The organism is Glutamicibacter sp. BW80 (assembly GCF_002332385.1).
Lineage (GTDB): Bacteria > Actinomycetota > Actinomycetes > Actinomycetales > Micrococcaceae > Glutamicibacter.
Genome location: NZ_NRGV01000032.1, coordinates 115,634 through 142,397, shown reverse-complemented (window position 1 = coordinate 142,397; position 26,764 = coordinate 115,634). Strand labels below are relative to the sequence as shown.

General features: G+C 60.4%; 25 protein-coding genes and 2 pseudogenes. 7 read left to right on the top strand and 20 right to left on the bottom strand.

Annotated features, from left to right (window positions below):
• Positions 1 to 381: 381 nt before the first annotated feature.
• Positions 382 to 1,398 carry a DUF2599 domain-containing protein gene (locus tag CIK76_RS10915; protein ID WP_096286323.1) on the top strand — a complete coding sequence of 339 codons (1,017 nt, stop codon included), beginning with the start codon at positions 382 to 384 and terminating at the stop codon, positions 1,396 to 1,398.
• A gap of 687 nt (positions 1,399 to 2,085) precedes the next feature.
• Here CIK76_RS10915 and CIK76_RS10905 read toward each other — a convergent pair.
• Positions 2,086 to 2,409 (bottom strand): annotated as a pseudogene (locus CIK76_RS10905) (integrase core domain-containing protein); the annotation flags it as partial.
• 16 nt (positions 2,410 to 2,425) lie between these two features.
• On the opposite strand from CIK76_RS10905, the pseudogene CIK76_RS10900 reads away from it, so the two are divergent.
• Positions 2,426 to 2,764 (top strand): annotated as a pseudogene (locus CIK76_RS10900) (integrase core domain-containing protein); the annotation flags it as partial.
• Here CIK76_RS10900 and CIK76_RS10895 read toward each other — a convergent pair.
• The gene (locus CIK76_RS10895; protein ID WP_141393532.1) at positions 2,761 to 2,985 is read right to left on the bottom strand and encodes a hypothetical protein; all 225 of its coding nucleotides are present in this window, start codon (positions 2,983 to 2,985) and stop codon (positions 2,761 to 2,763) included. The pseudogene CIK76_RS10900 and the gene CIK76_RS10895 sit on opposite strands and share 4 nt — an antisense overlap.
• A gap of 571 nt (positions 2,986 to 3,556) precedes the next feature.
• Positions 3,557 to 3,934 (bottom strand): nitrite reductase small subunit NirD, encoded by a 378-nt coding sequence (gene nirD / locus CIK76_RS10890; RefSeq protein ID WP_096286317.1) that lies wholly within the window; start codon positions 3,932 to 3,934, stop codon positions 3,557 to 3,559.
• A gap of 360 nt (positions 3,935 to 4,294) precedes the next feature.
• On the opposite strand from nirD, the gene nirB reads away from it, so the two are divergent.
• Positions 4,295 to 6,904 (top strand): nitrite reductase large subunit NirB, encoded by a 2,610-nt coding sequence (gene nirB, locus CIK76_RS10885; protein ID WP_096286315.1) that lies wholly within the window; start codon positions 4,295 to 4,297, stop codon positions 6,902 to 6,904.
• 4 nt (positions 6,905 to 6,908) lie between these two features.
• On the opposite strand, the gene CIK76_RS10880 is transcribed toward nirB, so the two are convergent.
• Complete coding sequence (locus CIK76_RS10880; RefSeq protein WP_096286313.1) at positions 6,909 to 7,898, bottom strand: aldo/keto reductase; 990 nt, start codon at positions 7,896 to 7,898, stop codon at positions 6,909 to 6,911.
• A 138-nt stretch (positions 7,899 to 8,036) separates the two neighbouring features.
• Positions 8,037 to 8,759 carry a VOC family protein gene (locus tag CIK76_RS10875; protein ID WP_255248437.1) on the bottom strand — a complete coding sequence of 241 codons (723 nt, stop codon included), beginning with the start codon at positions 8,757 to 8,759 and terminating at the stop codon, positions 8,037 to 8,039.
• 268 nt (positions 8,760 to 9,027) lie between these two features.
• Between CIK76_RS10875 and CIK76_RS10870 the strand changes: the two genes are divergently transcribed.
• A complete protein-coding gene (locus tag CIK76_RS10870; protein ID WP_096286309.1) occupies positions 9,028 to 10,575 on the top strand; it encodes a long-chain fatty acid--CoA ligase in 1,548 nt (515 codons plus the stop codon).
• A gap of 35 nt (positions 10,576 to 10,610) precedes the next feature.
• Here the strand turns inward: CIK76_RS10870 and CIK76_RS10865 are convergent, their stop codons facing one another.
• Entirely contained in the window at positions 10,611 to 11,423 is an 813-nt protein-coding gene (locus CIK76_RS10865; RefSeq protein ID WP_096286307.1) for an enoyl-CoA hydratase/isomerase family protein, read from the bottom strand.
• 66 nt (positions 11,424 to 11,489) lie between these two features.
• Between CIK76_RS10865 and CIK76_RS10860 the strand changes: the two genes are divergently transcribed.
• Positions 11,490 to 11,990, top strand: a complete 501-nt coding sequence (locus CIK76_RS10860) for a DUF456 domain-containing protein (RefSeq protein WP_096286305.1) — start codon at positions 11,490 to 11,492, stop codon at positions 11,988 to 11,990.
• On the opposite strand, the gene CIK76_RS10855 is transcribed toward CIK76_RS10860, so the two are convergent.
• Genes CIK76_RS10855 through CIK76_RS10840 form a run of 4 tightly spaced genes read right to left on the bottom strand, consistent with a single transcriptional unit; the run spans position 11,987 to position 15,379 of the window.
• Positions 11,987 to 12,592 carry a response regulator transcription factor gene (locus tag CIK76_RS10855; RefSeq protein ID WP_096286303.1) on the bottom strand — a complete coding sequence of 202 codons (606 nt, stop codon included), beginning with the start codon at positions 12,590 to 12,592 and terminating at the stop codon, positions 11,987 to 11,989. The two genes, CIK76_RS10860 and CIK76_RS10855, sit on opposite strands and share 4 nt — an antisense overlap.
• Positions 12,589 to 13,713 (bottom strand): histidine kinase, encoded by a 1,125-nt coding sequence (locus CIK76_RS10850; protein WP_176484175.1) that lies wholly within the window; start codon positions 13,711 to 13,713, stop codon positions 12,589 to 12,591. Before CIK76_RS10850 ends, CIK76_RS10855 begins: the two co-directional genes overlap by 4 nt.
• The gene (locus tag CIK76_RS10845) at positions 13,710 to 14,465 is read right to left on the bottom strand and encodes an ABC transporter permease (protein WP_096286299.1); all 756 of its coding nucleotides are present in this window, start codon (positions 14,463 to 14,465) and stop codon (positions 13,710 to 13,712) included. Before CIK76_RS10845 ends, CIK76_RS10850 begins: the two co-directional genes overlap by 4 nt.
• Positions 14,462 to 15,379, bottom strand: coding sequence for an ABC transporter ATP-binding protein (locus CIK76_RS10840; RefSeq protein ID WP_096286297.1), 918 nt, complete (start codon positions 15,377 to 15,379; stop codon positions 14,462 to 14,464). The genes CIK76_RS10845 and CIK76_RS10840 overlap by 4 nt, the downstream gene beginning before the upstream one ends.
• Before the next feature lie 322 nt (positions 15,380 to 15,701).
• On the opposite strand from CIK76_RS10840, the gene CIK76_RS10835 reads away from it, so the two are divergent.
• Positions 15,702 to 16,397 carry a VTT domain-containing protein gene (locus CIK76_RS10835; protein ID WP_176484179.1) on the top strand — a complete coding sequence of 232 codons (696 nt, stop codon included), beginning with the start codon at positions 15,702 to 15,704 and terminating at the stop codon, positions 16,395 to 16,397.
• Here the strand turns inward: CIK76_RS10835 and CIK76_RS10830 are convergent.
• The 7 genes from CIK76_RS10830 to CIK76_RS10800 all read right to left on the bottom strand — a co-directional run bounded on the left by CIK76_RS10830 (position 16,394) and on the right by CIK76_RS10800 (position 23,110).
• Positions 16,394 to 16,759 (bottom strand): DUF2695 domain-containing protein, encoded by a 366-nt coding sequence (locus CIK76_RS10830; protein ID WP_176484174.1) that lies wholly within the window; start codon positions 16,757 to 16,759, stop codon positions 16,394 to 16,396. The two genes, CIK76_RS10835 and CIK76_RS10830, sit on opposite strands and share 4 nt — an antisense overlap.
• Before the next feature lie 103 nt (positions 16,760 to 16,862).
• Positions 16,863 to 18,050 (bottom strand): aminotransferase class I/II-fold pyridoxal phosphate-dependent enzyme, encoded by a 1,188-nt coding sequence (locus CIK76_RS10825; RefSeq protein WP_096286291.1) that lies wholly within the window; start codon positions 18,048 to 18,050, stop codon positions 16,863 to 16,865.
• Positions 18,047 to 18,535: a carboxymuconolactone decarboxylase family protein gene (locus CIK76_RS10820; RefSeq protein ID WP_096286289.1), complete on the bottom strand. Its 489-nt coding sequence runs from the start codon at positions 18,533 to 18,535 to the stop codon at positions 18,047 to 18,049. Before CIK76_RS10820 ends, CIK76_RS10825 begins: the two co-directional genes overlap by 4 nt.
• A 212-nt stretch (positions 18,536 to 18,747) precedes the next feature.
• On the bottom strand, positions 18,748 to 20,043 hold the full coding sequence (gene rlmN, locus CIK76_RS10815) for a 23S rRNA (adenine(2503)-C(2))-methyltransferase RlmN (protein ID WP_255248436.1): 1,296 nt from the start codon (positions 20,041 to 20,043) through the stop codon (positions 18,748 to 18,750).
• A gap of 115 nt (positions 20,044 to 20,158) precedes the next feature.
• Positions 20,159 to 21,286, bottom strand: coding sequence for an NAD(P)/FAD-dependent oxidoreductase (locus tag CIK76_RS10810; protein ID WP_176484173.1), 1,128 nt, complete (start codon positions 21,284 to 21,286; stop codon positions 20,159 to 20,161).
• On the bottom strand, positions 21,279 to 21,992 hold the full coding sequence (locus CIK76_RS10805; protein ID WP_096286285.1) for a methyltransferase domain-containing protein: 714 nt from the start codon (positions 21,990 to 21,992) through the stop codon (positions 21,279 to 21,281). Before CIK76_RS10805 ends, CIK76_RS10810 begins: the two co-directional genes overlap by 8 nt.
• Positions 21,989 to 23,110 carry a type III polyketide synthase gene (locus CIK76_RS10800; RefSeq protein WP_096286283.1) on the bottom strand — a complete coding sequence of 374 codons (1,122 nt, stop codon included), beginning with the start codon at positions 23,108 to 23,110 and terminating at the stop codon, positions 21,989 to 21,991. The genes CIK76_RS10805 and CIK76_RS10800 overlap by 4 nt, the downstream gene beginning before the upstream one ends.
• Before the next feature lie 158 nt (positions 23,111 to 23,268).
• Here CIK76_RS10800 and CIK76_RS10795 point away from each other — a divergent pair, with 158 nt between their 5' ends.
• Positions 23,269 to 23,937 carry a GntR family transcriptional regulator gene (locus CIK76_RS10795; RefSeq protein WP_141393531.1) on the top strand — a complete coding sequence of 223 codons (669 nt, stop codon included), beginning with the start codon at positions 23,269 to 23,271 and terminating at the stop codon, positions 23,935 to 23,937.
• Between the two features lie 11 nt (positions 23,938 to 23,948).
• Here the strand turns inward: CIK76_RS10795 and CIK76_RS10790 are convergent, their stop codons facing one another.
• The 3 genes from CIK76_RS10790 to CIK76_RS10780 are packed head-to-tail and all read right to left on the bottom strand — an operon-like array spanning position 23,949 to position 26,655.
• A complete protein-coding gene (locus CIK76_RS10790; protein WP_096286279.1) occupies positions 23,949 to 24,602 on the bottom strand; it encodes a GPP34 family phosphoprotein in 654 nt (217 codons plus the stop codon).
• A gap of 9 nt (positions 24,603 to 24,611) precedes the next feature.
• Positions 24,612 to 25,868: a hypothetical protein gene (locus CIK76_RS10785; protein ID WP_141393530.1), complete on the bottom strand. Its 1,257-nt coding sequence runs from the start codon at positions 25,866 to 25,868 to the stop codon at positions 24,612 to 24,614.
• Positions 25,869 to 25,911: 43 nt separating this feature from the next.
• Positions 25,912 to 26,655, bottom strand: coding sequence for a sulfite exporter TauE/SafE family protein (locus tag CIK76_RS10780; RefSeq protein ID WP_141393529.1), 744 nt, complete (start codon positions 26,653 to 26,655; stop codon positions 25,912 to 25,914).
• Positions 26,656 to 26,764: the final 109 nt, after the last annotated feature.

Here is a 26,764-nt window from a genome sequence, read left to right as displayed (position 1 = left end):
TCAACCCTGACAGACAGGGATCTCAGTGAGGTATGCCTGTGCGAACCAACCACCGGCCTCTGCGCCCGGCTAGCCAAGGTCATTAACTTCTTCTGACGCGGCCATGCCCAATTTAGGACAGAACAGTCAGGCGTATGCCTAATAAGTTTTGCTGCATGCCTAAAGAACAAGCGACTCATCCCAATAGTGAGGTCAGTGATCGTTTTTATTCCTCGGAACGCTGCCGGCTCTCCAATACTACATAAGATGTAAATTCCAACTACCTATGACGTAATTATGTTCTCAAATCTGTTGCGCTAGGACGATTCTTTGATTATCAAAATTCTGTTTGATAAATTGGTCGCAGTTAATTTCAGCTTCTCACCCTAGATAAGGCAAATTATGGGAAAACGACTGGTTACTGCAGGAATTGCGGGTGCAGTAGTTTCTGCACTTCTTTTCCCCTCTGTCGCGTACGCTGCAGAAAACCCTTCCGAGCAAGTTGCAAAAGCGGTTAAAGCAGCCACCCCTGACGAGCTGCCTGCGCCGGAAACAGATGCACAAGTACTACGTGATGAAATCACCCTGAGTTCTGACACCTCAGGTGACTCTTTGTCGATTCCTCTCATGCGAGATGAGCTCATCGAGATCCAGACGGACAGTGCCGAAGGTACAGAATCTTCGATCGGCATCTCTCTACCTCAGCAAGCCGGTGTGTCGAAGCGCGGAAAGACGCTCAACTCAGGAACGGCTGTATTCGGCGGAGACGGGGTTGATGTCGTAGTGGAGCCAATTGAAGCGAGTTCAGTGCGAATCAACACAGTGCTGAGCGCTAAGGAAAGCCCACACGAGTTCACTTATAAGCTGGATCTACCTATACAGGCGAAGCTCGAGCTGCAAGAAGACGGTGCGATCGCCGTGATCGATGAGGGCGTATTCATCGGCGGTGTAGCTGCTCCCTGGGCCCGGGATGCTTCTGGTCGCGAAATCTCCACACGGTACATAATTGATGGGCATTCGTTCACACAAATCGTCGACCGGAATGAATCAGTAGTCTACCCGGTTGTAGCTGATCCATGGGTCGGCAAGGCTTTGATCGCAAAGACTTCCTGGACGGCCTATAACAAGAAGTACAAGGGCTACACTTTGGAGGTTTACCCGACGCAGTGGGGCAGAGCCAACGTTTGGCTTTTGTTCGGACCGGCCTTGTACGGATCAATTCGTAAGGCGTTCTATTATGAGATGAACTCGAAAACCCCTGGTACTCGTGAAGAAACTGCGTCGATGCGAGATCAGCTGTACTGCCATATTGACGCGGTTCGTCTTAGGGACCCGCTCAAAAAGAGTTGGAATCTGGATACTTGGCGTCCGAAAGTGAGCTACGCACGGATGCTTCGGGCTCTGTGCAACCCTTTATAGAAAGTAAGTAACATGCGTAAAAGTCAGCGAAATGTGTGGGGCCTAATTATTGGTTCCTTGCTTTTGATCATCGGGGTCGTTCTATTCACTTGGTATAATATGGCAGTTCTCACCCCAGCCGAGATCCAACGGCTAGAGGCTGGCGGCAGTGGAGAAAACACTGCTTTTGAGAGCTTCGCGCTTTGGGGATCGCCAGTGCTCGCTCTCGCTGGTGCGGCCATCATAGCCATGGCGTGGATGGTTAAGCGAAAGAACAGAGCCGCGAGTTCTAACCCGCAGTGATGAAAGAAGGCCAGTACCGAATCGGTACTGGCCTTTCTGATCGGAGAGCTACTTGACACCCTTGTACTGGGTGTTGTCGACGCCATCGCTGGTGGTTAGCTTGGATCGCTGATTCTTGATGTGGATATTAATCGCTTCTGGTCGCTGAGGACTTGGCTGCAAACGTTCGGCGGCTCGGTCGTCGTAGTGATTATTTGGGGTTGCTCATGTTTCGCCGCCGAGCGCACTGACCGCACCCGAAGACCACAAGAACGAACACGTAATGTCACCAAGGAGCCCATCACGCCGGTTATCGATGCCAACAACCATCACATCTCAGATGGAAAGTTCGCACACAAACCTTCACGAGAAACCGGCCTCGGAATTTTTCAAGTCAAACGGTACCAACACGAGTTTAATTAGCTCTCAAGCAGCCTGAGCTAGCCGGTCCTGCGGGTTGTTGATCCATGCAGCTTCCGGCAGCGCGAGGAGTCTCGGATCATTAGAGGTACTAAACCGTTCAGGATGCCTTGCACGAGCCGCAGCCAGGGCCTGCGAACGCTTCGCAGCCACCGCGTCAGCCAGCCCGTAGTGAACGTTTGCAGGCGTATGCAGACCAATACCCGAATGCTGATGAGCACAGTTGTACCACTGAACGAATTCGTTCCTGAACTCCCTTGCACCCCCTAGCGATGCGAACCGTTCGGGGAACGTAGGCCCATACTTCATGGTCTTGAAAAGCGACTCTGAGTTATCCCGAATTCGGGATAACTCAGAGTCGTGGTTTAAGACTTTGAAGTATATGCCGGTATTTCCTGAGCGGTTCGGTTCCTTGGAGCACGCCAGGGATTTTATGGGCCGGTTTGTTCATGCGTATAACACTGAGCATCGCCAATCAGGATTGGGTTTTCATACTCCTGCCGACGTGCATTTCGGGATGACTGGGCACGTGGATGACCAACGCCTAGCGGCGTTGGAAAAGGCATGGGCGGAGCATCCTGAGCGGTTTGGAAAGAACCGGCTCCCGAAGAAAATGTTGCTGCCTGAAGCGGCTTGGATTAACGAACCGATCAAGCAGGAAGAAGGAGAAAAGATGTTGGCCTAAGACTTAGTGGTCTCACTTGACTTGAAAATTTCCGGCGCGAGATTAGCACTCGACAAAGACTGATACCAACGAGAAATGAACTCAGCGTAAGGTTTCGAATCTTTCATGAAACCGCCGCCGAATAGCAGCGGCCTAACACGCTCCGGTGTTAATCCTTGAGCTGCGCGAACGGCCGCAACGATGTCACCGCGGTCAACCAGTTTGGCAAGATCTTCACTCATTCGCGCCACCTGCATTCGATGCGGTCACGAGGTGGTGAGGCTTTCCCTTCGCGGTGGTTTCACCATGAAGGTCCGCTTCCTTAGCTTTGCTTATACCGCCAAGCTTAGTCCGCCTTGCTGCGACTCGATAAGTACGCGCATCGAAGGCAAAGACCCTCTGAAAGTTTCCACCATCTTGGACAGCGACTTGCACAGGCGGCAGCGAACCGACCGTGGCGCATCGAGGCTACAGCGCAGATTGCCGGATCGAACGTCCACAGAACCAAAGGATCGAGTTCCCCGAACCGACGTGATCCGAGCTGGCCACTAGCGCGGATTCCCCGGGCCGCAGGAGGGCTCTGCGCCTTCGGATTGATTCGCTGAATGCTCCAAGCTCAGGGGCACTGCTACTAGATGGAGCTTTAAAAGCCGTTGCCGAGGTCAGTTTCCTGACCTCGGCAACGGCTTGCCGGCGGCTATGCCGCCTTCTCCATTATCGGTGTGGCAGTTGCTATCCCCGATTCCGGGACAGTCTCGAGCCAGCCCTGCCAAGCTGCGTGTTCAATACTGGCTGAAGCTTCCGTGTTGCCGCTCATCGCTGTGCTCCCGTCCACAGCTGGCCTTCGTGTTCGACCAGGTGATACACCGGAAGCGGCGTCTCCTCGGCGCTGAGGCACTGCCCGGAATCCAATCGATAGATTTCCTTGTGCAGCGGGCAGGCGACCGTCGGCACGCGCTGGCCGTCAATGATGGTATCGCCGAGAATCCCGCGAGCCATCACCTTCGCGCCGCTGTTCGGGCAGTGATGCGAGGCCGCGAAGAAGTCCCCGGATTCGGTGCGGAACAACGCGATTTGCCGGCCATCGAGCAGGGCGCTTTCTCCCCACCCTGGTTCCAGGTCCTCCGGTCGGCAGACCGACGCGAGGTTGGTTGGAATGTCTAATACATACTCTTCGACTACAGCGCTCATCACTGCGCTCCTTTCAACTGGGTGCCTTCGATAGTTCGAGCTTAGAACTCCAATGTTTCGCGCCGTGCGTACTGCTGTTCCGCCTCGGTAAAGCCTGCTTCACCGCGTAGCGCAACCAAGGTGAGCCCCCGATCCCTCCCGGAATATCAAGGATCTTTACGCGACTCTTCGAGGAAACGCCGTGCGGAGCACCAGTTTTGATTCCAACATATTTCGCGCTTCTCACCGGCTATTTTTTGGGTGGTGGAGAAAATTGTGGCCCCCGAAACATAAGGGTAATTGCGGCGCAAAACTAACTTTCTAAGCTGGGATCATTCACCAACGAGCACTGATCTTTTCGAGCGAAAGTCGAGTTTCATCATGGGCACAGCACATGGATCCCGCCGCATTGTGGTGGTTGGCGGTGGCCCCGCCGCGCACCGCTTCACGCAGGCCATTTCAAACCGCGAGCCAAGCGACCTGCACATCACCGTGCTCACCGAAGAAACACACATTCCCTACGACCGGGTGGCCCTCTCCCAGGCATTGACCAACCCCGGAGTCGACCTGACCCTCGGTGAGGTTGAGCTTTGGGAACGCGCTCATGTCACCCTCGAAACCGGTGCAGCGGTCACCGAGCTGGACAGCATCAAGCAAACCGTGCGCACCGCCGACGGGCGCAGCTTCGAGTACGACCAGCTGGTCCTGGCCACCGGTTCGAATGCCGCCACTCTCCCGATTCCGGGAGCCGAGCACACCCACGTCTACCGCACCCTGGAGGACGTCTGGGCCATTGCCGAGCAGGTCCGCGAGCTCACCGAATCCCTGGGCCGCGCCCCGGTGGTGGCCACCATCGGTGGCGGCCTGCTCGGCCTGGAGGCCGCAGCCGGCGCGCAGGCGCTGGGCGCCGAAGCGGTGGTGATCGACGGCGGCAAATGGCTGATGGGCACCCAGCTCGATGAGGGCGCCGGCCAGGCCATGGGGCGGCTCATCGCCGACACCGGATTCACCGTGCACGGCGGAGTCTTTCCGAAAGAGATTCTCGCCAGCGCCGAAACCGGGCTGGTCTGCGGGGTGCTGATGGCCGACGAGCGCACCATCGACGCGGATATGGTCATCGTGTCCATCGGGGTGCGGCCCCGCGATGAAATTGCCCGCAACTACAACGCGGCGCTCGATGCTTCGGAAAGCAGCCAGCCGCGCTTCGGCATCGGCCCGCGCGGCGGCATCGAGATCGACGCCGGCTGCGCCACCGCGATCCCGAACGTCTACGCCATCGGCGAGGTCGCGAACTTCGAGGGGCTGTGCATCGGCCTGGTGGCGCCGGCCAACGCCATGGCCGAGGTCGTGGCCGAAAGGCTGCAGGGCGGAACCGCCGAGTTCGCCGGCTTCGATACCGCCACCAAACTCAAGCTCTCCGGGGTGGACGTGGCAAGCTTCGGCGACGGCTTCGCCCGCACCGAAGGCGCGCTGGAGGTCGTCTATGCTGATGCTCCGCGCGGGCTCTACCAGAAGGTCGTGGTCTCTTCCGATGCCAAGGTGCTGCTCGGCGGCATTTTCGTCGGCGACGCCACCCCCTACCAGTCGCTGCGCCCGCTGCTGGGCCGCGAGCTGCCCGGCGAACCGGGTGCCTACCTCAGCGCGCTGGGCGGCGAGGCGCCGCAGGGCGAGCTGCCCGATGAGGCGGTGCTTTGCTCCTGCAACAATGTCAGCGCCGGGTCGATCCGCGACGCCGTGGGCGGCTGCGGAAGCTGCGAAGGCAGCGAGCCGGTCACCAAGCTTTCCGAGCTCAAGGGCTGCACCCGCGCCGGCACCCAGTGCGGTTCCTGCGTGCCGATGCTCAAGAAGCTGATGGAAGCCGAGATGCTGAAGAACGGCGCCGAGGTCTCCGCGGCGATGTGCGAGCACTTCGAGCTGTCCCGCGCCCAGCTCTTCGAGGCCGTGCGCCTGGCCGGGCTGACCAGCTACCCGCAGATCATGGAGCGCTTCGGGAAAGGTGCGGGCTGCGACATCTGCAAACCGGTCATCGCCTCGGTGCTCGCCTCCCAGACCTCGGGCCACCCGATGGAAGCGGGACTGGCCGGCGCGCAGGACACCAACGACCGGGTGATGGCCAATATGCAGAAGGACGGCACCTATTCGGTGGTCCCGCGCATCCCGGGCGGGGAAATCACCCCGGAAAAGCTCGGCGTCATCGCCGCCGTGGCGGCGAAGTACAACCTGTACACCAAGCTCACCGGCGGGCTGCGCATCGACATGTTCGGCGCCCGGCTGGAACAGCTGCCGGAGATCTGGAAGGAGCTGGTGGACGCCGGATTCGAGTCCGGCCAGGCCTACGGCAAGTCGCTGCGCAATGTGAAAACCTGCGTCGGCTCCTCCTGGTGCCGCTACGGCATGCTGGACTCTGTGGCCATGGGCATCGAGATGGAGCTGCGCTACCGCGGGCTGCGCGCCCCGCACAAGTTCAAGATGGGCGTCTCGGGCTGTGCGCGCGAATGCGCCGAGGCCAGGGCCAAGGACGTCGGAGTGATCGCCACCGCCGAGGGCTGGAACCTGTATGTGGGCGGCAACGGCGGAGCGAACCCCGCCCACGCCCAGCTGCTAGCCGGTGGACTCGACGATGCCACGCTGCTGCGCTACATCGACCGCTATCTGATGTACTACATCCGCACCGCGGACCGGCTGCAGCGCACCGCGCATTGGATGCAGGATCTGGACGGCGGCATCGAGCATGTCAAGGCCGTGGTGGTCGAGGACTCGCTGGGCCTGGGCGCGGAGCTTGAAGCCGCGATGGAAACGCATGTGGGCAACTACCAGGACGAATGGGCGGCCACGCTCGCGGATCCGGAGAAGCTGCGCCGCTTCCGCTCCTTCGTCAATGCCCCGGACCAGAAGGACGAGGAGCTCAGCTATATTCCCGAACGCGGGCAGCACCGCCCGGCCGAGCCGGTGCGCCTCGGTGCCACGATCGGCATCGGGGCACCGAGCTAGGCGGCTACCAGCGTGGGTGGATCTGCGCGCGCAGCTTCGTGTCGTACAGTTCGCGCACCGCGGCGTTGAAGCCCTCAGAGAGCTGCAGCGACCCGGCGGCGGCATTCGCCCGGGCCTGGTCCGCATTGCGGGCCCCGGGGATGATGGAGCTGATGCCTTCTTGGGCGGCCAGCCAAGCCAGGGCTACCTGGGCGCTGGTCGCCTGCGGCGCCTCGGCGGCGGCCAGCTGCGCGAACTGCTCGGCGGCTTGCAGCCCGGTGGTGTAGTCGACCCCGGAGAAGGTCTCGCCCACGTCAAAGGCCGAGCCGTCGCGGTTGAAGTTGCGGTGGTCATCGGCGGCGAACTTCGTCTGCGGCGTGTAGCGGTTGGTCAGCAGCCCGCTGGCCAGCGGGACGCGGGCAATGATGCCGACTCCTGCTTTGCGGGCCGCGGGCAGCACCTGCTCCAGCGGTTTGTGCCTGAAGGCATTAACGATGATCTGCACGGTGGCGATATTCGGACGGGCGATAGCGCTCAACGCTTCATCAACTGTCTCCACCGAGACCCCGTAGGAGCGCATCCGCCCCTCGGCCACCATGGTGTCCAGCGCATCGTAGACCGCATCGGTGGAGTACACCGGCGTAGGCGGGCAATGCAGCTGCACCAGGTCGAGGGTGTCCACCCCCAGGTTGGCGCGGGAACGATCGTTCCACGCGCGGAAGGCTTCCAGGTTATAGGCTTCGGGCACCTGCTCCACGCGGCGGCCCATCTTCGTGGCCACCGTGACTTCGGCCTGCGGGTTGGCCCGCAGCCAGCGGCCGATGAGCTGCTCGCTGCGTCCGTCCCCGTAGACATCTGCGGTGTCGAAGAAGCTGACACCCTCGGCGTAGGCGGCGTCGAGCACCGACTGAGCTTCGGCTTCGTCCACCGCTCCCCAGTCGGCGCCCAGCTGCCAGGTGCCCAGGCCAATGACGGAAACGGTGCGGTTGGTGCGTCCAAGAAGTCGTTGTTGCATGTACCCGAGCTTACGTGGAATGACTCGCCAAATTGCACCATTTCCACACGCCACGAACCGATTTGTTGGCTGACTGCGCTTCCCGGATACGCAATCAGCAAGAAAATTTTCGCCGCATCCGGAGCAGTTGGTCCGCCCTTAGCCGTTCGCCTGGATCACATAGAACTCGGCGCCGGTGGGATCCGCGATGACCGCGAGCCTGCCGAAGTCCGAATCCATGGCCGGGCTGACTTCCGCGCCGCCCGCGGCAATGGCGTCGGCCACCGTTTGATCGGTGTCCTCCACCGCAAAATACACCTTCCAACCGGCGAGCTTCGGGTCCTCGAAATGCGCAATGTCCATCACGCCGGCCTTTGCATCTCTTCCGGCGCCGAGCGTCTGATAGCGGAACTCGTCGCTGTCGCTCATCACCTCCAGATCCCAATCCAGCGCTTCGCGATAGAACTTTGTTGAGGTTTCGAATTTGGTGGTGTGCAGCTCATGCCACACCGGGGTGCCTTGCTCCCCCATCTTCTGATAGCCGGGATGGCCGCCGGCCTGCCAGAGTCCCACTCCGAGGCCCGAGGGGTCGCCAATCATCGCCATTTTCCCCTGTTCGGGCACTTCCATAGGCGGCATGTAGACATGCCCCTGATGCGCTTGGACTTGGTCTACCGCCGCGTCGATGTCCGCAACACGCAGGTAAGTGCTCCATACGTCCGGGAAGCCATTGTCCGGATCGTTTTTCATAAGCCCCGCGACGGGTAGCCCGTCGATGGCGGCCGTGGTGTAGCCACCGTAGGTTTCCTCCTCCCCCACGACATAGCTCCATCCAAAGAGTTGCGAATAGAAGGTCTTGGCAGCCTCGATGTCCTTGGTCAATAAATCGATCCAACACGGAGATCCCGGTGGAAATTCTGGCGTCGACATGGTGCTCCCTTAGATTGCGAGTTGTCAGTGATGACACGCTGAGTCTAAAACGACCGTGCAGTCTATTCAATGGCTACGACCAGCAAGGGTCAAGACCTCTCTAAGAAAGTGGAAAACGTAAAATGAAACGTAGTACCTTGATTTGACACGAAGTTCCACTAGGCTTGTAGAGTGATCCACCTCACTAAGTTTTAGCTGTTGATCCTAGGAGCCCTGCGTGATGCGTTCGAACTCAAACCTGACCATGTCGGTGGCGGCCATCTTGGCCGAAAGCGCCGCGCGCTATGGGGATCAGAACGCGATCACCATGAGCGGCCAAAGCACCACTTACAGCCAGCTTTGGGATGAGACCCGCGCCTACGCTGGAGCCTTGCGCGATCTCGGAATCCAACAGGAAGACCGCGTGGCGGTGCTCATTCCCAATGTCACCGACTTCGCCCGGGTGTACTACGCCATCCTTTCCTTGGGAGCTATTGCAGTGCCCATCCACGCGTTGCTGAAGAAGCAGGAGATCGCCTACGTACTCGAAGATTCCGCCGCCAAGCTGCTGATTTGTGCCGCTCCCCTGCTAGGCGAAGGCGCAGCCGGAGCCGAACTGGCCGGCGCCAAAGTCCTCAGCGTCTTGGCACCGCCGGAGTTGGAAACCGACCGCTTGGAAGACCGCGCGGCGAGCGCGGATCCCATCAGGACCTATGAGCCACAGCATCCGGAGAATATCGCCACGATCCTCTACACCTCCGGCACCACCGGCACGCCAAAGGGCGCCCTCGGCACCCACCTGGCGTTGATCGAACAGACCAGCACATTGTTGTTGGAAACCATCGATATGCGCCCCGGCGATAAGCTCTTCGGCGGCTTGCCGCTGTTCCATACCTTCGGCCAAACGGCCGTGCTCAACACCGGATTCCGCGCCGGTGCCGAACTCGTATTGCTTCCGAAATTCACCGCGAAAGATGCCCTGGACCTGGTCTTGGACCAGGAAATCGACTTGTTCTTTGGCGTCCCCACCATGTACGTCGCACTGTTGGAAGCCGGCAAACAACGCAGCGATAAACCAACCAAGCTACGCTATGCGGTCTCCGGCGGTGCGTCGCTGCCGGTAGCGGTCCTGAACGCCTTCGAGGCGCGTTTCGGAGCTCGAATCCATGAGGCGTACGGACTGACCGAAACCTCACCGGCCGCCACCTTCAACCATTTGGGGCGCGAGCCTCGCCCCGGAACTATCGGCACCCCCATCTGGGGAGTCGAAGTGGAAATCGCCGACCCTGCCTATCCGAACGAAATCCGTTTGCTTCCCCGCGGAGAGCTGGGAGAGCTGGTGATCCGCGGACACAACCTGTTCTCCGGATATCTCAACTGCCCGGATGCGACCGCCGAGGCCGTCGTGGATGGGTGGTTCCGCACCGGAGACCTAGGCACGAAAGATGCAGAAGACTATCTGCGCATCATGGACCGCACCAAGGATATGGTGCTGCGCAACGGGTACAACGTATACCCACGCGAGGTGGAGGAAGTGCTGGTCAGCCATCCGGAGATCTCCAACGCGGCCGTGTACGGCATTCCACATGCAAAGCACGGACAGGAAGTAGCGGCCTCGATCACGCTGGAACCCGGGTCGACCCTGAACCCGGAAAGTATCGGCCGATGGGTCAGCGAACAGATCGCCGCCTACAAGTATCCAAGGCACATTGAGATCGTGAAAGAATTCCCGCTGGGTCCCAGCGGGAAGATTCTCAAACGCGAGCTGGTAGCCAAGCACAGCGGCTAGGTACCGGTGCACGCCTCCGGCAGCGGGCTGCGCCGCTAGTTGATTCCCTCGAAGCGCCAGCTGAATTCTGGGCGGCGCTTGGCGGCAAAAGCCGCTCGGCCCTCCTTGAGGTCTTCACTGCGCGCGTTCTTCCGCCACAGCTCTTCCCAGTAGGCATCAAGCAGTGGCTCCGGCTTTCCTTCGCCGGTCAGTGAGATGGCTTCCTTGGTGTGCTGAATCGAAAAGTTCGAATTGGCTGACATTTGGAAGAGCAGGGCCGCCGCCTCGCTATCCAGCTTCTCCAGCGGTACAACCCGGGTAAACAGGCCCCACTCGGAGGCTTCTTCCATGCTGATTCCGGCGCCGCTGAACAGCAGGTATTTCGCGCGGCTCTGGCCCACCCTCTGCACCAGGCGTTCGATGCCGGGCCGGGGAAACACCAGCCCCACCTTGGCCGGGGTAATGGCAAGACGGGTATTGTCCGCCGCCAGTTGGACGTCGCACGCGGCCGCCAGCTGCCAGGCACCTCCGAAGCAATTGCCGCGCACCACCGCGATGGTCGGTTTGGGACAGCTGGTAATCGCGTGGTCCACCAGATCAAAGTGGTTAACCAGGCCATCTGCGCTGGGCTGGTCAAAGAGCACCAGATCCATTTGATCGATGGCGATGCCGGCGCTGAAGTTCGCTCCGGCCCCGGTCACCACGATGGCCGCGACCTCGGGGTTTGCAGAGAGCCCTGCAAACGCGCCGACGAGTTGCAGACACATGTCTTTGGTCAGCGCGTTGTACTGCTTCGAATTATCCAGGCTCACCGTGGCTACGTTGTTGCTGATCTCGACACCGATGCGGCCCTGCTGTTGCTGACTCATCAAACACCTCAAAAATCCTGCACGCGCCCAAAAGTTATTCTCTGCTCACCGTGCCACACTAAGGGTGTGGATGCACAGATTATTTACACCATTATTGCCGGATTACTGCTGATCGTCTCTGCCTTGGGAACAATCATTCCGGTCCTGCCCGGCTCCTTGCTCACTATTTTGACGCTTCTCGGCTGGGGTTGGCTGCTGGGGTCCGGCGCTTCCTGGTGGGCGGCGGGACTCGGCATGCTGATCGCCGCCTTAGGCTGGTCGGCCTCCGCGGTGCTGACCGGGCGCAAGCTCAAACAGCATCAGATCCCCAAAGGATCGATCTTCTGGGGGTTGCTCGGTGCGATCGCCGGCGCCATCCTCATTCCGGTCGTGGGCTTGTTCCTCGGCTTTGCGGTGGGTCTGTTCCTCGGTGAGGCCGCTCGCCACCGCAAGTTCGGTGGCGCCTTGGCCTCTTCCTGGGCGACGTTGAAGGCCATGGGTATCGGAATCATTGTAGAGTTCGGCTGCGTCCTGCTGGCCACTTCCATCTGGGTCATCGGCCTGATCACCCACTTCGCGACCCGCTAGATCCAACCGCGTTCCTGGGCAATGCGCGCGGCCTCGATCCGATTCGACCCATCGGTCTTGCCGATCGCATTCGACAGGTGGTTGCGCACCGTACCCACCGACAGATGTATTTCCTGTGCAATCCTGGAGACCGGGCTCCCGGCCGCCGCGAGCCCCAGGATCTCGCGTTCCCGATCGGTCAGCGGATTGCTCGCGGATTCAACCGACAGCATCGCAAGCTGCGGGTCGATGACCTTGCCGCCGGCCTGCACCCGGCGCACGGCGTCGGCTAGTTCGGCGGGCGAGGCGTCCTTGACGAGGAATCCATGGGCTCCGACCTCGAATGCCTGCCTGAAATATCCCGGACGGTCGAAGGTGGTCACGATCAGCACCTTGATCTGCGGATGCTTCGCGCGAACCAGTCCGGCGGCCGTGAGGCCATCCATGCGCGGCATCTGCACATCCAGCAGCACCACGTCCGGGGCGTGAGCGGCCACCGCGGCCAGCACCTCGTCTCCGTCGGAGCATTCGGCAACCACCTCGAGGTCATTTTCCATGTTCAGCAGCGCCACCAGCGCGCCGCGGACCAGGTGCTGGTCATCGGCAATCAACACCTTGATCATGCATCTGCTCCCGTAGCCCCGAAATCGATTCGAATGCTGGTTCCGCCTAGCTTCGACTCCCCCACTGTGCAACTGGCTCCGAAAAGCCGGGCCCGTTCACGCATGCCGCGTAGCCCGTGGCCTTCCTTGGCATTCTGCAGGCCATCTCCGTCGTCATCGATACTGAGCATTTGCTCAGATAGGCCAACCCAGACCCCGCTGGCGTGCGCATGGCGCAACACATTGGTCAGTGACTCCCGCACGATCCACGAAACGTGGGAACGCAGCGCCTGCGGGATGGCTTCTGCCCGGCCCACGACATTAAACTCAATGCCGCTATCGGCGCACACCTGCGCCAAGGCCTGAAGTTCCCCTTCGAGATCCGCACGGGCCATTCCATGCACGGTGGTGCGCACGGAATCGAGTGCCGTGAGCGCCAGTTCGCTGAGCTGCTCAACCTCGCTTCGAGCTTTCTGGACTTCGCCTTCGTCCAGTAGCCGCAGCGCCAGCTGCGCCTTGAGATTCAGCGCGGTCAACGAATGGCCAACCCCGTCATGCACGTCGCGAGCCATCCGTTCTTGCTCGCTGAGTACCAGGAATTCATCCTTGATCATGTCTGCCGCCACTGCCCGGCGGATCGTCCCGGAGGTGACAAAGTAAATCACCATGAGCATCACGTTCAACCCGGTGAGGAAGAGCTGTTGCAGGAACACGCCGTAAGCCAGCGGAAGGCCGAAGCTCAGGACCAGTGCCACCGCGTAGGTCACGTACATGACCTTGCGCTTGAGCAGAAAGGCCGAATATGAGGTCAGGAATGGCAGCAGCCCCAACGCGCCGTCGTGCAGGATCGGAATACTCGCAAACATGATCGCTGCCATAATGCCGAAATAGGCATATACCTCGAAAGAGCCGCTGCCGCCGTGGCCCACCGTCCAGGAGAACCGTCCGTAGCCGCGAAGGTAAGCGGCCGCGTACACGAGAATCAGGCTCAACCCGAGGACCCGCAACGCCACCGGGAAGTCCCCCTGGAGCAGGGTGAGTGTCGGGTAGATGAGGAAAATAATCCACACTCCCGATACCCACCAGCCGAATCTGCTCCAGAACCGGTCTACGTCGGCCTGTGCCTGACTACGTTCGGTCACTGCCGTGCCCGTGCCTTTCGCGTTGCGATCAGGGCGAAGATTGCGAAGAACGCTGCCCATAGCACCACATTAGTCACTGGGATCCACAATGCATCGGGAGCGAACCCGGTTTCTGCCGGAACATCTTGCAATTGCAGGAAACGTACCAGCGCGACATAGCCGTACATCGGGGTAAAGCGGGCGATATCCAGCATCAAGCCGCTCAGCGGCATGAACACGTTGCCGAAGAACGCGAAGAACACCATCAATCCCGAGGCCAGGCCCAGCGCGGATTCGGATTTGAAGAGCATGCCTACGCCGATGCCGTAGCAAGCGAACATCAGCGAACCAACTATCGTGATGCCAAAGGCCGCGATCCACAGCCACCATTCTGTGGTGGTGGCGCCCGTCGCAGCACCCAGTGCGTAGACCAGAGCCGCGGAGATCGCCGCGATGGTGGTCGCCACGAACATCTTCGAGGAGACGAAGGTTGCCGGCGACATTCTCGTCAAGGCGATCTGGCGCCCCCAGCCCTGCATGGATTCGGTAGCAACGGTACCGGCGATGGAAACCGTCGAGATCGCGGCCCCGTACGCTGCCATCGAAGCCATGATGTAGAACTTCACGTTTCCCAGCCCGAGGACTTCCTCGCCATAACTGGGGATGCTGCCGAAGAGCAGATACATTGCCGAAGGCATCAACAGGGAGAAGAACAGGTTGTAGCCATCTCGAATGTTTCGGGTGAACTCGACACCGACATATGTGGGATTCATGATGCGTCCTCCGTCAACTGAACAAAAGCGTCTTCGAGGCTTGGCGCGGAGATCTCCAGGTCATAGGCGCCATACCGGGTCAGAAGTGTTCGTGCCAGCCCGTCCGAGTCCTGGCAGCGGAAGGTCACCCGCATCCCTGACTGCTCTTCGATCTCGGGCTTGGTTTCTTCGCTCAGGAGCTGGTCGATGCTTCGCGTGTCCGGCATGGTCGCGACGATCTTTCGTCCGGAGATCATTTGCCGTAATTGCTCTGTTGCCCCGTCCGCGACCACCGCGCCGCGGCTGATCAGCACGGTGCGTTCGGCGAAGTTTTGCGCTTCTTCGAGGTAGTGGGTTGCGAAGATGATGGTTCGCCCGTCGATGGCTTCGTTGCGCATGGTGTTCCAGAATTCGCGGCGAGCCATTACATCCATCCCCGCGGTGGGTTCATCCAGGATCAGCACATCTGGGTTGGGCAAGAGCGCGAGGGCGAATTTGATGCGTTGCTGTTCACCACCGGAGCATTTGCCGACGCGGCGCTTGGCGATCGGCGTTAGCCCAGTTCGCTCCATGACTTCGTCGATTCGTCCATGAACTTGGTGCATGGAGGCGATGACCTTGATCGTTTCGTAGACGGTCATGTCTCGAAGCAGGCCGCCGGTTTGCAGTACTGCGGAGACCCGTCCGCTGGACACCGCCTTGTGCGGGTCGAGGCCAAGCACCTGGGCGGTTCCTGCGGTTGGCGTGGTCAGCCCGAGGATCATGTCCACGGTGGTGGTCTTGCCTGCACCGTTCGGCCCCAGCAGGGCGACGATTTGTCCGGTGTGAATGGTTAGATCGATTCCTTTAACGGCTTCGACCTTGGTACGGGGTGTCGTGAAAGTCTTGTGAAGCCCCGTCAGCGTGACAGCGTCGGTTCGGTTCAGCGTTTTCATACTCTTAGTTTTCTAAATTTCCGGTGCTGTGCACAGAGTAGAAAGTCATGTCCCGCCCATGACTGTTGTCATGGGTCACGCTCGCCCGTCAAACGCCAGGCGATCGAAGTGGCTGTGATCTTGCCGCTAGGCTCTGGCATGGTGCCGCCACACACCAGCTTTGTGCCAGCAACCGCAAAGGTTCGGTAAGCACCTGTCAGCCAGTAGTTTGGGTGATTATCCAAGCACTTTCGGTCTGTGATCTGCATTAACGTACAGGGAAACTCCCAGTGATTTCCCGTAGTCTTTTACCGTGCTAGATCTTTCTCCTTTCCTCTCGCTTATGACCGAGTTCGGGACACCAACCATGGGAGCTGCGTTTCTCCCCGACTGGTTGAACCCCAACGTCTTCCTCCGCGACCCAGCCTTGGGCCCATGGGTCATGCTGCTGGTGTGCGGCATCGTCTTTGCAGAGACCGGACTGCTTGTCGGGTTCTTCCTGCCAGGGGATTCAATGCTCTTTACCGTGGGGCTGTTGATCGCTTCGGGAACCCTGGATATCTCGCTGTGGCTTTTTGCCCTCGCAATCTTCGTTTGCGCCTTCGCCGGAGACCAAACGGGCTACATCATCGGTAAAAAATCTGGCCCCGCGATCTTCAAGAAGCCCGATTCTCGTTTCTTCTCCCAGGCAAACGTGGAACGTGCCCACGAATTCTTCGAGAGATTCGGTGGGCGCGCGGTGATTCTTGCACGCTTCGTCCCGGTGGTTCGCACCTTCGTTCCGGTGATTGCCGGCGTCGCCAAAATGAACCACAAGACCTTCGTTTTCTACAATCTTGCCGGCGCGCTGCTCTGGGGCGTTGGCGTAACCCTGCTGGGCTACTGGTTGGGCCAGATTAGCTGGATCGAAGAAAACGTAGACATCATCTTCATCTTGATCGTGCTGATTTCGGTCATCCCGATCTTCGTGGAACTTCTCAAGGCCCGTATGGCGTCCAAGAAGAAGGCTGCGAATCGGTCCGACGCGATCGAAGACTAAGAACTTTTGGCACCCCGGCTGCGGAATTGTCCGCCAGCCCATTGCACGCCGCGGCGTATCAACCACTGCTCGCAGGGTTGAATACAGCCGCGGCGTACCCCTTTGCAGACCAAATCGGCTCCATGGTCCATGGCTCTGACAGCCTCGGTGGTAGCCGGCCGCAGTGCGTTCATGAGAACCTCGCAATCGCAGTATCCGCCGAGCAGCTTGATCTTGCGTTCCAGCGCGGTGGCCCGGGGTGCCGCATGGTCTCGGTAACATTTGAGCATGCGAAGCGAACCTTCGCAGGGCACGTCCTCGGCTACCCGATAGAGGTAGCAGGCAAGGCATTCGTGTTCGACGGGTAGCGGAAGATCGCGCATGGTGGACTCCAAGCTGGGTGGTGGACTTTGCTTCATCCCAGCTTCGGGCAGGCTTGTTCAACGCATAGCTCCGCAACGGCGAACTGTGCATAAACTCCCTATGCTAAATATTCCTCTTCAGGAATACATCGATTCGGTCCAGCGCTTCGGCGACACGATGGTAGCCCGCAGCGAAAGAAAGCCGGATAAACAGATGCCCCTCAAATGGGTCGAAGTCCCCGCCGGGGGTCAGCGCCACATGAGTTTCTTCCAAGACCGCGGCACAGAACCCGGTGGCCGAACCAAACTTTTCGAGCACCGCCGGGCGCAGTTTTCCGTAGAGATAGAATGCGCCATCGGCAGGGGCAGCCTGCGAGATGCCAAGCTTCTCTATGCTGCCGAGCACCAACTCCCGGGTGCGAGCGAATTCGGTTACCCGGCCCTCGGCTTCTTCCAGACTCGCTGGTTCGAAGGCGGCCAGCACGGCGCGTTGCGCGGGCGCCGGCGCGCATAGGGCAAGGTTGGAGGCTAAGCCATCCACCACGGCGAGCATGTCGTCGGGGACGATCATCCAACCCAAACGCCAGCCGGTCATTCCCCAGTATTTGGAAAATGACGAAACGACAATGCTTGTCTGGGAGTATTCCCAGGAGGTATGGCCCCTGCGTTCGGGCACAAACTCGATTCCGTGATAGATCTCGTCACTGATCAGCCGCACTCCGTTTGCTTCGCACCAGCAGGCGAGGCGTTCAAGCTCCTCGGCGCTGAACATGGTTCCGGTGGGGTTGTTCGGCGAAGCTATCACCAGCCCGTCGAGGCGTCCGTGTTGCGCCTTCGCCGCCTCGAGAAGTTCCACCGTCGGCTGGAAACGCTGCTCGGGTCCGGTGGGCAGGTCAACAACTTGCAGCCCAAGGGCTTGCAGAATATTTGCGTAGGCCGGGTACCCAGGCCGCGCCAATGCGACGATATCTCCCTGATCAAAGGCCGCCAAGAACGCGAGCTGGAATGCGCCCGAGGAACCTGCAGTCATGACGAAGTTCCTCGCGGGAATCTCTATCCCGTAGGTCAGGCGGTAGTGCTCGGCTAGCACCTGCCTTGTTGCGGCTAAGCCAGTGGTGGAGGTGTACCCGAAATCCGCATGTTCGGCGTGGAGCTTCGAAGCCAATTCATTAACCGCGGCCGGTGCCCCGCCACCGGGTTCGCCGACGCAGAGCGAGATCACATCATGTCCGGCGGTGCGCATGGTGGCCACCGAATCAACAATCTGCATTACTTCAAAGGGCGGCACCTGTCCGCGAGCAGATACCTTCACTGGGCGTTCTCCGCTCCAAGCGCCCGTTCCTTGACCGGGTGGCGGGACAGAATGGAAATTCTATTAAAAGCGTTCATCGAAATCGCGATCCACTGGATCGCGGCAACCTGTTCATCGGTGAGCAGCAGTCGCGCCGAAGCTACGGCGGCGATGCGTTCCTCCGGGCAGGGCAGATCCGTGGCAGCCTCGGCGATGGCAAGGGCCGCGCATTCGAGCTCGTCAAACTGTCCGCCGCATTCATCCCACGTGCTGAGCAATACGATGCGCTGCATGCGCTCTCCGGCTTCCAGCGCCTTGCGCGTGTGCATGTCGAGGCAGTAGGCGCAGCCGTTGATCTGCGAGACCCGAAGGTTGATCAGTTCGGCTGTCCGGTCGCTGATGCCGGCTGCCCGGTAGGTCTTGGCAAGCTGGTTGGAGAACTTCCCCATGGAGTTCCACAACTCGGGATTGGTCTTGTCTAAAAAGAGTGGGTCTGAAACGGCCATATCTGAACCCTACCGGTTTGGCCGCGGTTGCTCTTGCTGAGCCGGCGCCTGTGTCTTGGCGGCTGCCGGTGTTCGCGGAGCCCGCCCCGACCGGCGAACCCAGAAATAGCGTCTCCGGACAGGCCGCGCGCCAGATTGCCGGCACCCCTAAACGCGAAAAGGGCCCTTGCTCCACGTGTTTCACGTGAAGCAAAGGCCCTAGTCACAGATGTTTAGTCTTCGTCGGCTGCGAGCTGCCCGCAGGCGCCGTCGATTTCTTTGCCGCGCGTATCGCGCAGCGTGGTGGGTACGCCGAGGCTGTCCAGGCGGCGCACGAACTTGCTGGTGATGTCCTTCTCGCTGCGGGTCCAGATGGAGCCCGGTACCGGATTTAATGGAATCGGATTCACATGGACCCAGCCGCGACCGCGGGCGTTGAGCTTCTTCGCCAGCAGCTCGGCACGCCACTCATGGTCGTTCATGTCCTTGATCAGCGCGTACTCGATGGAGACGCGGCGTCCGGTCTTCACATAGTAGTCAAACGCGGCGTCCAGCGCCTCGTCGACCTTCCAGCGTGAGTTCACCGGGATCAGCTCATCGCGCAGCTCATCGTCCGGGGCATGCAGCGACAGCGCGAAGGTGACCGGCACATTCTCTTCGGTCAGCTTGCGGATGGCAGGCACCAGACCCACGGTGGAAATGGTGATGCCGCGGGCGCTCATGCCCAGGCCTTCGGGGGCGTCGGCAACCATGCGGTGCACCGCGTTCATCACGCGCTTGTAGTTCGCCAGCGGCTCGCCCATGCCCATGAACACGATGTTGCCCACGCGTTCGTCCGGATGCTTCTGGCCACCGAGGCCGCCTTCGGCGATCACCCGGTTCGCCTGGACAATCTGGTCCAGGATTTCCGCGGTGGACATGTTGCGGGTCAGCCCCGCCTGTCCGGTGGCGCAGAATGGGCAGTTCATGCCGCAGCCGCACTGCGAAGAGATGCATAGGGTGATGCGGCCCGGGTAGCGCATGAGCACGGACTCGACCAGCGAACCGTCGAACAGGCGCCAGAGGAACTTGATGGTCTTGCCGTCATCGGTGGTCAGTCGCTTGACCTCGGTGAGCAGCTTCGGGAACATGGCCTCGGCCAGTTCCGCACGGCGCTCCTTGGGAAGATCGCTCATCTTCTCCGGGTCGGTGGTGTAGTGCGTGAAGTAGTGCGTCGAAAGCTGCTTGGCGCGGAAGGCCGGAAGGCCTAGTTCCTTCAGCTTCGCTTGGCGTTCGGCAAGGCTCAGGTCCGCCAGGTGCGTTGGCGGCTGGGCGACGCGGCGCTTGGTGGCGAACTGCAGTTCTGGACGGCCATCGGCGCCCATCTCCTGTTTCCATCCTTCGGCCGTTGGCACGACCTGGGCGCGGCCTTCGGCCTCGGCTCGGGACTTGGAGATGCGCAGCTGCTGGGCGCGCTGGGCAGCGGCCTGCTCGGTGCGCAGAGCCTTGCGTTCAACGGCGGAAAGTGTGGTGGAGTCGCTGGAAGTCATTACTACCTATTGTTTCACGTATCCACTGGAAGTTGGCGGTGAGTTTGGGCACGCATGGCACCGAGGCCTCCAGCGCCCTCCACCTCGGAGAGAACCAGCGGCCCTCTGCTGGACATCAGCTGCTTCCCGGACCTCCACGAGGGGTCATCGTAAAGCTGCGGGCTGCACCGTCATGGAGGCGTTGGCTCGCTGCCAGGCGTGAAATCAGGGCATCGCGCCCCGATGCCAGCCACCATGGCAACGGCCGGCCCAGCATCATATTCAGCTGCGCGCGCGAACCCGCCTTGCGCGCGGCCTGCAATCGGGTTTCGGAGAAACCGGCCAAGGATGCATTGGAAGCCAACCGCCCAGCCAGCTCCAGCGCGTCGGCAAATCCCAGGCTGAGTCCCTGTCCCCCAATGGGACTGATCTGGTGCGCGGCATCCCCGAGCAATACCACCCGCCCATGGACCATCGAGGCAACCTGCCGGTTGGCGGTAGCGAACCGGCTGTGCATGGTGCAGCTCGCGGCGTCAAGCACAAATCCCACCCGCTGGCAGAGGGCATCAACCACGTCGGCGGCCGAGCTGCCGGAGCTCTGGCCGTCCACACGCAGGACCCAACGACGCAGGGAACCAGGCAAGGGGAAAGATTCCACTATCCCCGCCGGGTGCAAAAACAGGGCGGCGGTGTGGGTCAGCTGCGTGGTATCCGGAAAATCTCCCATCAGGTAGGCGTCGGGCAAAGCTCTGCCGCCGAATGGCACTGCCAGGCTCCTGCGCACCGACGAGTTCACTCCGTCGGCTGCGACCAGCCATCGGGCTCGGTGCGAGGTACCGCCGGCGGTGAATTCCACCCCGTCCGGCGACTGCGACCGAAGGCCGGTGAACTCGGCCCCGGAGACCAGTGTGCCCGGAGCAAGCTCCGCCAAGCGTTCGCGCAGCAGCGTCTCGGTGACCTGTTGGGGCAATGACAAGACGTAGGGGTAGCCCCCGCCGATCACCGCGAAGTCCATGATGCCAATGATGCGGCCCGCCGAAACTCCGATGCCGCGGCGGATCGGGACTCCGCATTCCTGCGCCTGCGGGCCTACCCCCGCCAGTTCAAGGATCTGCTGGGCCGGCGGATGCAGGCCGATCGCTCGTGAATGCCCGGCTAGTTCGGTTCGCTTCTCGTATACCGTGGCTTTCCGTCCTCGTTGGGCCAACAGGATCGCCAGGGTCAATCCCACCGGCCCGGCTCCGATGATCGCTACCTCATCCACTGCCGGTTGACTTCCAGAGCAGCACATTGCGGTAAGTCCGTTGTGCTTGCACCTCCCAGCCAGACCTGGCCAAAGCAGCCAGTTCCGCTGGCGTGTAGCTGCGCCGGATGGAGACCAGCCCGTCGCGGCGGATCAGCGAGGTACCGGCCAACGGCAGCGTTGCCGTGCCGAACAACAGCAATGCCGCTCTGGCGCGGCGAATATCGCTATGCAGGCCGATCCCGGCGCACAGCCGCTCGGTGTCCACCTGCAGCTGCTGCAATTCGCCCGCTTCCAGGTGGTGCAGCAGGTGGTTGGAGAGCACCACGTCAAACTGCGCCCCGGCGGCGGCAAGCAGCACACTGGTAGTCTCACGGAATTGCACCACGCCCTCCGGCAGAGCCGCCTGGCGCAGAGCCCGGCGGGCGTAGTCGATGGCGCGCGGATCCGGATCTATCCCGAGAATCTGAGTCGAAAACCCATCGGCGAGCGCCCAGCGGGCCAGATTCATTGCGATGTCGCCGCCCCCGCAGCCCACATCCAGAATTCTTGTTCCGGGCCGGCGGCGCAGCACGGGACGGATGAAGCGCGCGTAGTTTCCGCGCCATCCGGCGACAACCCGATTTACCAGCGGAAACTGCGCGTAGGTCCGGCGTAGCAATGCAGGGTCGCAATCCGGTCGATCCATTTCCTCGCTGGCTCCGATGCTGCGCCGCAGACCCGTCATTCAGCCGTCCCGTGCAGGGTGAAGAGCCCGGTTTCCACGGTCAGTCCGGGACCGAAAGCCATGGCGCAGACGCGTTCGCCCGAGCTGGCTTGCCGATCATCCATGATTTCCTTGAGCACGAACAGGACCGTCGCGCTGGACATGTTTCCGTATTCGGCCAAGACCTTTCGGGCAGGGGCTAATTGGGCATCACTGAGTTCGAGGCGATTCTGGACGCGGTCCAGGATCGCTCGGCCACCGGGGTGTATCCCCCAATGCTTGATCTGGGCGAAGGTCGTTTCCGGGATGGAAGCCTTCGCGAAGAGCGGTTCCAAGGCGCCGCTAATATGCTCATCAATGATGTGCGGAACATAGGTTCCGAGCACCATCTCAAAGCCTTCGTCCCCGATATTCCATGCCATGGCCTCTTCGCCGACCGGGGTGAGCACCGTTTCAAAGGCGTCCATGCTCAATCCGCTATCGCCGTGTGCGGTGACGATTGCCGCCGCGGCTCCGTCGGCAAAGAGCGCAGAACCCATGATGGTGTCCGGGTCGTTCGAGCTGTGCACATGCAGGGTGCAAAGTTCCGCGCAGGCCACCAGCACCGTTGCTTGCGGATCCGCGAGGCAAAAATCCCTAGCCGCACGAAGTCCAGGGAAAGCCGCATAGCAACCCATAAAGCCCAGATGGTGCCGCACGGTATTGGGCTTCAGACCCAGCGCGCGCACAATCTGGTAGTCCGGTCCTGGGTTATAAAAACCGGTGCAGGAGACCGTAATGACGTGGGTGATGTCCGCAGGTGTCAGATCCGGGCAGTCGTCCAGGGCTTTCTGCGCGGCTCCGATAAAGAGTGCCGGGGCGTGGGCGGCATATTCGCGGTTGCGGGTGGCGGTGCTCGGAGAGTGCAGTTGCTGCGTGCCCGCGTCGTAGAACAACGCGCTGGCCGGCGGGTGGTGGGCATCGAAGTCTTTGACGCAACTGTAGCGGGTGTTGATCGCCGAGGAATCGAAGGAGGTGGCGATCAGCCGCTGACCCAACCGGGACAGCCCCGGTTGCAGTGCAAAGACATCACGGACTTCATCCTGGCGAAGGAGCGTTTCTGGTACGGCGGTCTGGATAGTACGCAGCATCACTGGCATGAGCCGAGCCTAGGCCTACCGCCACGCTACGTAAAGGGTGCAGCGAAACACAGGACGAACACGAAGAAATGAAATCGCTCAATACTCTGAGTAGTCGGACATAATATGATTATCTTGGATTTTGCGCTCAAGGTTTCACCAATAAGAAAGAGGCCCGCGTGGCAAAGGCATCTATGCATTCGCTCGAAGGAATTCGCCGCACCATTCTGGACGGCTTCTGGTCACCGGGAGATCGCTTGCAGCCCACCACGTTAGCCGAGCAATTCAGCACCAGCACCACCGTCATTCGCGAGTCCTTGACCCGTTTAGCCGGTGAAAACCTTGTTGCCATCCGCCCCAATCGCGGATTTTTTGTTCCAGATCTCAACCTTGGAGAATTGGCAGACATTACCGAGCTTCGCTGCGCCACCGAGGCGCTCGCGGCACGGCTGGCCGTGGAACGTGGAACCGTAGCCTGGGAATCCGGGCTCATCGCCGCGCACCATAAACTTTCACGAACCCCACGCCGTCTACCCGAAGATCCGGATCGGGTGAACCCACTCTGGTCGGCTGCGCACCGCGAATTTCATCATCAGCTTTTGGCTCCGTGCGAGTGCCAACCGATGCTGAAGCTCTCCACCGACTTGGCAAATTTCACGGAGCTCTATCGCCGGTGGGCCGCGCCGTCACAAGCGGCGGTGGCGCGCGATGTCGAGCAGGAGCACGCAGATATTCTCGATGCGGCCCTTGCTCGCGATGCGCAGAAACTCGGCGCGCTGCTGCGCAAGCACTTCCAGGCCACGGTTGACGTCGTGATGCAAGCCGGTTTAGTCGAGCAGCCCGCATAGCTGCAAGCTTCTCAGCGAGACCCCGGAAGGATGGTGGTCGTGGCGACCGCGCTGTTCATCGTTGCCACTGCTTTGCGAACCGCGTCCCCGGCGCGGGAGTCCGTGGCGACTTCCTTGATCCGATGCTTGGACTCTGCAGCGCTCAGCGGTTCGATCTCCTCGGCTAGGACATTAGGCACTACGCCCATGCCTTGCAAGATGGATAGCAGCGTTGCCTCGTGGGTTTCGGCCTCCCGCTGCCCCTGAAGCACCGACCGCAGCCCGAAACGGAATTGGCGTTCCAGTTGCCCGTTCAGTACTTTCACATTCCCCTTGCCCAGACCAAAGAAGCTGCGTTCCCCGTGTTCCACAAGTCCTTGCTTGGCTAAAGAATCCGTCACTAGGCGAATATTGCACAGTCGGTTGATCGCAACGGCCGAATCCAGGCTTGTGCCGTCTTTGCCCTCGAGCTTTTCCAGGGAGTGCGCCAATACCGGGTCCCCGATCGGCCCCGCTCCGATGATGGTGATGCGCGGATTCGAGTCTTCGGTAAGGCCTACTCGTCCACCCAAGATCAGGTCAGCAATGACCGCGGCGTTCATTCCGTACCCATAGGAGCTCATCACCGTCTCTGGGCGGCCGTCGTCCTTGGTCAGTAGCAAATACAGCTTTTCGGAGATCAACATATTTCAAGGCTATCGACTCTGGAAACCTGCGTCCTCCCCATTACGGCGGATTTCGCCGTGGCTTGAATGCGGATCGATATTTGCGGCCGCCGGATCTTGCGCACCGGCCAGCTGTTCACGCTGCGCACGCCTGCGCGTCCGCTTTTCCTTGCGAAGTTGCTGTTGCTTGTCGTGGATCAATGCCGAAGTTGTTCGGATGAACACCGAGATCCAGGTGAAGAGAATTGCGACCACGGCAAGTTCAAATCCGGTGAGGTTGTAGTAGTTCCATTCCTGCCACAGCAAGAAGGCCAGCCATAAAGCTCCTAGTGCCGTCAGCGACATCAGATGGAAAACCACCGGATATCCCGGAAGAAGCACCGTGGTCCCCGTCAGGAGCAGCATCATCCCGGCCGCCGCCAACCGGACAAAAGCAGCATGCACCTCGGGGGCAACATTTACCGGAACTACCCCGATCAAAATAACACCAAGGGCCACCGCCAAAAGGCACCAGCGGACAACGCCGGGACGCGGGCGCAGATGCTTTGCAATCCGGTATTTCTCCAAGCTCGGGCGGCACCTATAGGTCCGTGAGAGCTTTGCAAGATCTCTGGTCATAAATTCGGTAAAGGCCATCAGCACGAGCCCGGAGACCACCAACGTCGTGTTGAATGTCCAGAAGGAACCAATCCCCGCGTCATAGGTACCGAGGGAAGAGAACATCGACTGCCACCAGCCTCGGTCCTCGGCGAGCAGCATGCTGATGACGACTCCCGAGGCCATGAAGATACCCAGAACCACCGACAGAGTTTCGGCATTTGTCCGAGCCGTGGCAACCAAGCACAGATAGGCGCTGACCCCCGTCGCGCCGCTGACAAGCAAGGAGCCGGCAAGCATATCCACGCGCAGTCCAAAAAACGCCTGCTGCATCAGGTGGAAAGCCACCATCAAGATCATCACCGTGCTCGCTGCATGGACTAAAACCAGCCCACTCAGGGCGACTGCCTGACGCCACCTGGGGATCCGCCCGAGCCACGGCTCGCGTGATAGCAGCAACCGCCGAAAGGCCACCGCACTGGCCAGTGCTGCTGCCACCGCTCCGGTTGAAGCGGCGACGGCACCTACGGATAGCCCACCGGCCAGAGCCGGGCGATTACCTGCGAACAGGATGAGCCCGACTATTAATCCTAGGATTGAACAGATAAAGCCTGCCCACAATGCCTGCCGTTCAACGTCTAGTTCTGTGGCCGGTTTGCCATGGTTTTGAATGCTCTGATCGGTCCGCACGGTAGCAATTATCTCACTGATAGACTTTTTAGCCAGTTTCTGCCTACGCCAGCGCCTGGGTTAGCCCGTTGACCAGCAGCGTCACGGCCCCGGCAAACGCGACGAGAATAACGAACAAGCGGCTAAACCTCTCCGGAATCTTGGGAGCGAGGAAGTTGCCCAGCAGTATTCCCCCAACCATCGCCATCAGGCAGCTCACCCACTGCGTCCAATGTAGTTCGGGAACTCCGCCCTTGGCCAGCAGCGAAGCGACGGCCAGAACAAAGAAGTACAGTTGCACCGAAATGGCGAATTTCGCCTGCGGCCAACGGCTGGCCACCGCGTACCCAGCAATGGCCGGACCTGACACTCCGGCGGTAACAGACATGAATCCGGAAACGGCACCTGCCCCGATTGCCAGCCCCTTGCTTTGCGCGGTACGAAGATTGCGCACCAGGAAGCTCGAGCCCAGGGCAAGGATGACCATCAAGGCAATCCCGATGGTGAGCCACGGGCCGCCCAAACGCGCGGCAACCCAGGCGCCGGGAAGAGTCATGATGACCGCAGGAATGAGCATCAGCAAGATCTTCTTATACTCAACGTCCCTGAATACCTGGATCAGAATCAAAAAGCTGCTGCAGGCTCCGAGGAAGTTGACCACCATGACCCCGTGGTGAGGCCCGAGAACCATCACCAGAAATGGTGAAGCAACCAGCGCGAATCCCATTCCGGAGATTCGCTGTGTAGAAGCCCCCACAAAAACGGCCGCGGACAATCCGAGCAATGCGCCGAGTTGTAGCGTATCCAATAGTTGCTGCCTTCCAGTTCCTGCGCCGAACGCAGTCGCGCCCTATTGCTTTACGTTAGTGCACCCGGGCGCGACCTCAGAATACGAATTCCGCGCTGCCTCGTTCTAC

Coding starts and splice junctions, on each gene's coding strand:
- CIK76_RS10915 (WP_096286323.1), top strand. CDS start 382: ATGGGAAAACGACTGGTTACTGCAGGAATTGCGGGTGCAGTAGTTTCT.
- CIK76_RS10895 (WP_141393532.1), bottom strand. CDS start 2,985: ATGAGTGAAGATCTTGCCAAACTGGTTGACCGCGGTGACATCGTTGCG.
- nirD (WP_096286317.1), bottom strand. CDS start 3,934: ATGAGCGCTGTAGTCGAAGAGTATGTATTAGACATTCCAACCAACCTC.
- nirB (WP_096286315.1), top strand. CDS start 4,295: ATGGGCACAGCACATGGATCCCGCCGCATTGTGGTGGTTGGCGGTGGC.
- CIK76_RS10880 (WP_096286313.1), bottom strand. CDS start 7,898: ATGCAACAACGACTTCTTGGACGCACCAACCGCACCGTTTCCGTCATT.
- CIK76_RS10870 (WP_096286309.1), top strand. CDS start 9,028: ATGCGTTCGAACTCAAACCTGACCATGTCGGTGGCGGCCATCTTGGCC.
- CIK76_RS10865 (WP_096286307.1), bottom strand. CDS start 11,423: ATGAGTCAGCAACAGCAGGGCCGCATCGGTGTCGAGATCAGCAACAAC.
- CIK76_RS10855 (WP_096286303.1), bottom strand. CDS start 12,592: ATGATCAAGGTGTTGATTGCCGATGACCAGCACCTGGTCCGCGGCGCG.
- CIK76_RS10845 (WP_096286299.1), bottom strand. CDS start 14,465: ATGAATCCCACATATGTCGGTGTCGAGTTCACCCGAAACATTCGAGAT.
- CIK76_RS10840 (WP_096286297.1), bottom strand. CDS start 15,379: ATGAAAACGCTGAACCGAACCGACGCTGTCACGCTGACGGGGCTTCAC.
- CIK76_RS10835 (WP_176484179.1), top strand. CDS start 15,702: ATGACCGAGTTCGGGACACCAACCATGGGAGCTGCGTTTCTCCCCGAC.
- CIK76_RS10830 (WP_176484174.1), bottom strand. CDS start 16,759: ATGCGCGATCTTCCGCTACCCGTCGAACACGAATGCCTTGCCTGCTAC.
- CIK76_RS10820 (WP_096286289.1), bottom strand. CDS start 18,535: ATGGCCGTTTCAGACCCACTCTTTTTAGACAAGACCAATCCCGAGTTG.
- rlmN (WP_255248436.1), bottom strand. CDS start 20,043: ATGACTTCCAGCGACTCCACCACACTTTCCGCCGTTGAACGCAAGGCT.
- CIK76_RS10805 (WP_096286285.1), bottom strand. CDS start 21,992: ATGACGGGTCTGCGGCGCAGCATCGGAGCCAGCGAGGAAATGGATCGA.
- CIK76_RS10800 (WP_096286283.1), bottom strand. CDS start 23,110: ATGCCAGTGATGCTGCGTACTATCCAGACCGCCGTACCAGAAACGCTC.
- CIK76_RS10790 (WP_096286279.1), bottom strand. CDS start 24,602: ATGTTGATCTCCGAAAAGCTGTATTTGCTACTGACCAAGGACGACGGC.